The 5,603-nt window shown below is 65.4% G+C and carries 6 protein-coding genes and 1 pseudogene; 3 read left to right on the forward strand and 4 right to left on the reverse strand.

Annotated features, from left to right (window positions below; all coding sequences use genetic code 11):
- The coding region (locus tag QK444_RS31650; RefSeq protein WP_282785742.1) for a DHHA1 domain-containing protein at positions 1-261 on the forward strand (261 nt) is incomplete at its 5' end.
- Positions 262-292: 31 nt separating this feature from the next.
- On the opposite strand, the gene QK444_RS31655 is transcribed toward QK444_RS31650, so the two are convergent.
- Genes QK444_RS31655 through QK444_RS31670 form a run of 4 tightly spaced genes read right to left on the reverse strand, consistent with a single transcriptional unit; the run spans position 293 to position 3,836 of the window.
- On the reverse strand, positions 293-1,009 hold the full coding sequence (locus QK444_RS31655) for an HAD-IA family hydrolase (protein WP_282785743.1): 717 nt from the start codon (positions 1,007-1,009) through the stop codon (positions 293-295).
- On the reverse strand, positions 1,006-2,091 hold the full coding sequence (locus QK444_RS31660) for an LOG family protein (protein ID WP_282785744.1): 1,086 nt from the start codon (positions 2,089-2,091) through the stop codon (positions 1,006-1,008). The genes QK444_RS31655 and QK444_RS31660 overlap by 4 nt, the downstream gene beginning before the upstream one ends.
- Complete coding sequence (locus QK444_RS31665; RefSeq protein ID WP_282785745.1) at positions 2,088-2,972, reverse strand: hypothetical protein; 885 nt, start codon at positions 2,970-2,972, stop codon at positions 2,088-2,090. The genes QK444_RS31660 and QK444_RS31665 overlap by 4 nt, the downstream gene beginning before the upstream one ends.
- Before the next feature lie 21 nt (positions 2,973-2,993).
- Positions 2,994-3,836, reverse strand: coding sequence for an aspartyl/asparaginyl beta-hydroxylase domain-containing protein (locus tag QK444_RS31670; RefSeq protein WP_282785746.1), 843 nt, complete (start codon positions 3,834-3,836; stop codon positions 2,994-2,996).
- A 178-nt stretch (positions 3,837-4,014) separates the two neighbouring features.
- Here QK444_RS31670 and QK444_RS31675 point away from each other — a divergent pair, with 178 nt between their 5' ends.
- Both QK444_RS31675 and QK444_RS31680 read left to right on the forward strand, forming a co-directional pair.
- Positions 4,015-5,355, forward strand: coding sequence for a hypothetical protein (locus tag QK444_RS31675; RefSeq protein WP_282785747.1), 1,341 nt, complete (start codon positions 4,015-4,017; stop codon positions 5,353-5,355).
- 13 nt (positions 5,356-5,368) lie between these two features.
- Positions 5,369-5,603, forward strand: a pseudogene (locus tag QK444_RS31680) (hypothetical protein); the annotation flags it as partial.

The raw sequence follows: 5,603 nt of genomic DNA on the forward strand, positions 1-5,603 counted from the left end.
AAGGGCCGCTTCGGCACCCAGCCCGCCGTGGTGGTGCTGCTCGGTAATGCCGACGGCAAGGTGCCGTTCGTGGTCGCGGTGACCAAGGCCGCCCAAGAGTTGGGCATCAAGGCCGGTGACCTGGTCGGCTCGTTCGGGCCAAGCATCGCCGGCCGAGGCGGCGGGAAGGCGGATATCGCCTACGGCGCGGGCACCGATCCGTCCGGAATCGACGCCGGGCTCGCTGCCGTACGCACACGGATGAGCCAGCACTCAGGATAACCGGGGCACCCACGATCATCAACAGAAACGATCACGACAACGGTCCGCACCCCGGGAGGGGGGCGCGGACCGTTGTCGCCGCGTCAGGCGATGGATGTTCCGGCCTCAGGGTTCGGCAAGAACTCGAGTAGCTCTGGCCCGATCTGCCGTGGATCGTCGAGCACGATCTCTGCGCCTGCCCGCGCCAAACGTCGGAATCGGTGAATCCCCACGCCACCGACACTGTTTTGACGCCCGCAGCGCGACCTGCGGCAAGGTCGGTCACGGTGTCGCCGACGAACAGCGCTGATTGGGCTGCGACCCCCAGCCGGGAGCAGGCGAGGGTGATCCCGTCCGGCGCTGGTTTGGGTTCGGCGTCCTCCCAGGCGATCACGACCGAGGCGACCATGCCGACCACTGGGGGAACCAGGAAGTACAGCCGTCGCCGCGCTTGGGTGGTGACGATGCCGATCTTCACGCCGGATTGCGCGAGAGCCGTGATGCCTGCGACGACGGCCGGTATCACGCGGATGTGGTGCGCCGCGTCGAGCAATGCGGCGTCGAACATCCTCTCGTAGGCATCCTCGGGATCGGGTACACCCAACTGGCACAGCGCTTGTACGGGTGGTACCCCTACCTGCGCGTCGAGGAGATGTGGCTGGATGTCGCGGCCGAATACCCGGAACGTGATGGTGTGGAGGGCTTCTCGTATCGCCGCACGCGAGTCGATGATCACGCCGTCGAGGTCGAACAGCACGGCGGTGTTCATGCTCGCCTCGCCGGCGTCGTGCGTGCGGGGGTGGCTACCGGCTCCACGACGAGCGTCCGTAGTCGGATGCCGTGGTCGGCCAGCCGGAGGCGAGCGTCGAGGTTGCGGTCGACGATGCAGACGGCCGTGGTGACCCGGGCTCCGATGTCGCGCAATGCCGTTGCTGCTTCGAGTAGTTGAGATCCGGTGCGAGCGACGTCATCGACGATGGTGATGTCGCGTTCGGTGAGGACGCCGCCTTCGATGCGGCGACCGGTCCCGTACGGTTTGGCGGCGCGGCGGATGCAGGCCAGCGAGGCACCGATGTTGATCGAGATTGCTGCGGCCAGCGGTACGCCGCCGAGTTCGAGTCCGGCGACGATATCGGTGTCGGCGGGCACCATCTGAGCCATTGCGGTTGTGACGTCGCGCAACAGTTCCGGGTCGGCGGCCAGGCTGTACTGGTCGAAGTATTCTTCGATTACCTCGCCGTCGGCGAGCCGGTGACGGCCCCGCCGCAGTGCGCTCTGACGGATGCGGTCGGCGAGCTCGGAGTCGCCGCTACGGCTCCGTGTTCGTGTCACCAGGTCGTCGAAGGCACACCGAAACGCCTCGATGTGGGTGATTTCGCGGAGGAACCCCATCGGGCGGGTCGGCGTCTCGTACAGCCACTGTTCCTTGCGCAGGAAGGCCGCCAGGTGCGTGGCAGTGCTGCCGACGAGCCACACCGGGACAGGTCGGATGTTACTGGCGTACCAGAGCGCGGCCGAGAGCTCGTGCAACGTGCCGATCCCTCCACCCATCGCTATCACCAGGTCGGTGGTGTCGAGGAAGCGGTGCAGACGATCACCCAGGCGCGGAAGGTGAATCGCGTGCGTGACGTGGGGATTGAACTCGCCCCACTTCGTATTCTCGAGCGTGACCGCGACGATTCGGCCGCCCGTAGTGGCGGCTCCGCGTGCCGCCGCCTCCATCAGGCCGTTGTATCCGCCGTGCTGGATGGTCGCGCCCGCTTGGCCTATCGCGCAGCCGATTTCGTAAGCCAGAACCCGGTCGGCGTCGTCCTCGGCACGCACGCCTCCGAAAAAGGTCACGGTGGTCATGAAAGCTCCAGGTAGTAGCGGTAAGCGTCGATCGCCGGCCCCAGCGCGGTCAGGACCTCCGGTGCGATCTGGTCGGCGATCGCGAGGACCCGGTCCAGATTCGCCGTTAACGTGTCGTGAGACGGCACCGAGGGGCTGTGGATCAACGCGTCGAGCATTGCGAGACAGCGACGACCGAGGGGTGTGGCACCGACTTCGTGCTGCAGGTGATACCAGCCGTAGTAGCGCGTCCCGGGTGCCAGCGCGGCCTTGACGAAATCCTTCGCAGCGGTGGCGAAGAGGTGGGATTCGTCGTAGGCGATGAAGGTCTGGCCGCGAGTGATCCGCTTCTGGATCAAGCATCCGAGCACGAGCAGTTCGACCAGCAGATCTGCGCAACTGCGCGGTGCGGTGGCCGTGCGTGCGATGAAATCGGCCGCTGCGGAAGCGGTCGAGGCCGACGTCGCTGTCGGCGGCACGGCGCTGGTACGGATATACAGGGGCTGTGCCCGGGTTCCCGTGTGCACCGAGTCGAGTCGGCTGACCGGGGTGACGTACAGATCGAGTTGGCGCAGCGTGCCGTTGTGCACGACGAGATACACGTAGCCCAGTCCGCCCATGTTCGCGACGATGATGTCCCGCCATCCGGGCAGGATCGCCGCCATTTCACAGGCCATCAGGTCATCCAGCGCGGTGACGAAGTCGCCATACCAGCGGTCTTCCACACCGATCACGAAATCGACGTCGGAAAGGCGGTCGGCAGTACCCGCGGCGAGCGAGCCTCGCACGAGCAGCCGGGTCACGGCCGGGCTGGCGGCGAACACGTCGGTCGCGCGCTCCAGCAGGCCGAACTGGTCTGGCCGATTCATCATGGCCAGGTCATCGAGCAAGGTCTCCATCACGAGCTGGTTCCTTCCTACTGTTCAGCGGCCGAGGCCGAGGAGAGTGACTTTGTCCTTGCGCCATGCCCGAGCCTTATCGGGCCGGCCGACTTCTTCGTACGCGGAGGCGATGAGGTCGTACACCGTGCCTTCCGGCAGGGTGTACCGATAGAAGAGCCGCAGTAGGTGCTTCTCCGCCGCGTCGAGGTAGCCCAGCCGGATGAGCGAACGCGCCCGCTCGCTATGGGAATCAATCTCCCGCGCGTCAGGCTCCGGCAGCTGAAGGACCTCGGCTGCTTCCAGCGAGGAATCAGCGGTCAGCGCATCGAACGCGAGATCGCGGTAGCAGTCCAGAATCAGGTGCAGTCGATCCGGGCCGAGCAGGTTGCATGCGCCGTGCACATGGGTTGGTGCCAGCTTCCAGACCCGGCCGGGCCGCAGGTGAATCCGAGCCCCGCCGAGTATGAGCGCAGCGCTCGAGTTGGTCACCAGGGGCACATGCAGGCGGAACCGCTCGGCCTTCTCGAGGTCGTCGTAATCTCGGTGTTCCCAGAGGAATCCGTTCGGTCCGAGCCGTGCGAGGCGCACCCACATGTAGCGCAGGCCCAGCGATTGGAGGTAGGCGCGGGTGGCGGGCATGCGGTCGAGGAGGCTCGTAGCCTTCGGTGTGCAATCCGCGATGCGGACATCGCGCGGTACTCCGGAGTCGTTCATCAACGATGTGGTGAACCAACTCCCGGACTGATACGGCCCGTACTCGGCCACCCAGTCCTCGTGCGTAGGAATTGTCAGCGCTTCGTGGTGGAGCCTGTCGAGCATCCCCATGTCGACACTGCCGATGCTGGCGATCTGGTCGAGCAGCCCAGCGGCGAATACTGTTGTCATAGAAGAGACTCCCTGGAAGGATTGCGAAACAGACTGTCTCGCAAGGATTTCTAGTAGGCGGGATCCGTTCCCAGGGTCGCACCGTGGTACCCGTCGAACCAGGAACGGAGCCGGAAAATTGGCCGTAAGCTGGGGCGGAACAAACCGGAACTGCCCCTCGTCGCCTTCTGGAGCGGCCATGATCGCAACCACATGGACCGGGATCGAAGTCAAAGCCCTGCGCACCGCCGCGTTGCGCTGGAGCCAGGAGAGGTTCGCCGAGGAGCTGGAGATCACCGACCGCACGGTGCGGAACTGGGAGCACGCGAAGGGCGGCTTCGTCGTCAACGGCTACTACGCGGCGAAGCTCGACGATCTTCTGGCCGATCTGTCCGCTGTGCAAACCGTCCGTTTCACGGCGGAGGTCCGTCGCCATGCGGCAGGCGAGCCGGTCGACGTCGAATTCGGAACTAAGCTCGACAGCGAACACCGAGTCCGCCCAACCGCGCCCCGCGGCGAGCACCTGACGGAGATCACCGAGATGAAGCGTCGCGAGCTGCTGCGATTCTTGAACATCGCCACGACCACGCTGGTGACACCGATCGACTGGGATCGACTGCAGCACGCGATGACGTCAAGGTCCGTCGACCTCGCAGTTGTCGATGAACTCGCCAAACTCAACCGACTGCTGTGGCAGCACTATGCAGACGCCGAAACCAAGGCGACCGTATTCGACGATGCGCGAGCCCATCTCAGCGGGCTGATGGATACGTTTAGCAACACCTGCGGCCAGGAACTCGAATGCCGTCTACGTGAACTCGTAGCTGACTCGTTGCAACTCACCGGTGAGATCCTTTTCGACGGCAACCACTACACAGAAGCGGCGCACTGCTACACCCTTGCCGGCAACTTCGCCGCTGAAGCCGACGCGTTCGACCTGTGGGCGTGCGCGCTGACCCGCCATGCGTACATCGGACTCGTGGAGGATCGCCACGCCGACGCGCTACCGCTTGTCGACCAAGCCGCACACCTGTCCCGCCGGGGCGACAGCAGCCTGCCCACCCGCTTCTGGGTTGCCAGTGTCCGTGCCCAGGCCCTGGCGGGGCTGGGTGACATCCATGGCTGCGAGAGAGCCTTCGATCGCGCACGGGACGTCAGCGCGCTGGCCGAGGCTTCCCCGGTCGGCTGGCTACGGTTTACAGGTGACCGCATCGATGAGGAGAATGCGGGCTGCTATATCAAGCTGGGCTGCCCCGAAAAGGCCGAACAGCTCCTTGTTCCCCTGCTCAACGGACCGCTCTCGGCACGCCGACGCGCGAGCGTTCTGGTCGACCTCGCCGCGGCGGGCATGCTGCGCGGTGACCCCGTGCAGACAGTCTGTTTCGGCGGAGCGGCAGTCGACATCGGACGACACACCCAGTCCGGCTACATCGCGCAGCGCCTTGGGCACCTGCGACGCGATCTCGATCCATTCCGAGGCGACCGGCACGTCGCCCATCTCGACAGCCAAATCGCTACTCTCATCAAGCCCACCCGCTGACCCGAGGAGAACAGTGCACGACGATCACGACCACGGTGGCAAGGTCTTCCGCAGCGCCTGGATCGCTGGAGTCACCACCCACTACCCGGGAACGCCCAAGGACAGCTATATCGCACCGTGGGAGAACACCCCCGACTGGGAGCGCGCCAGCGCGGCGGCGGTGTATGACCAGGTCGTCAACTTCCTCGAAGTCACCGGCGGCGCCGCGAGTCGTCTGACCGCTGAGGCGAAGGGCCAGTTCGTCGCTA

The sequence above is a fragment of the Nocardia sp. CC201C genome, assembly GCF_030010695.1.
GTDB lineage: Bacteria > Actinomycetota > Actinomycetes > Mycobacteriales > Mycobacteriaceae > Nocardia > Nocardia otitidiscaviarum.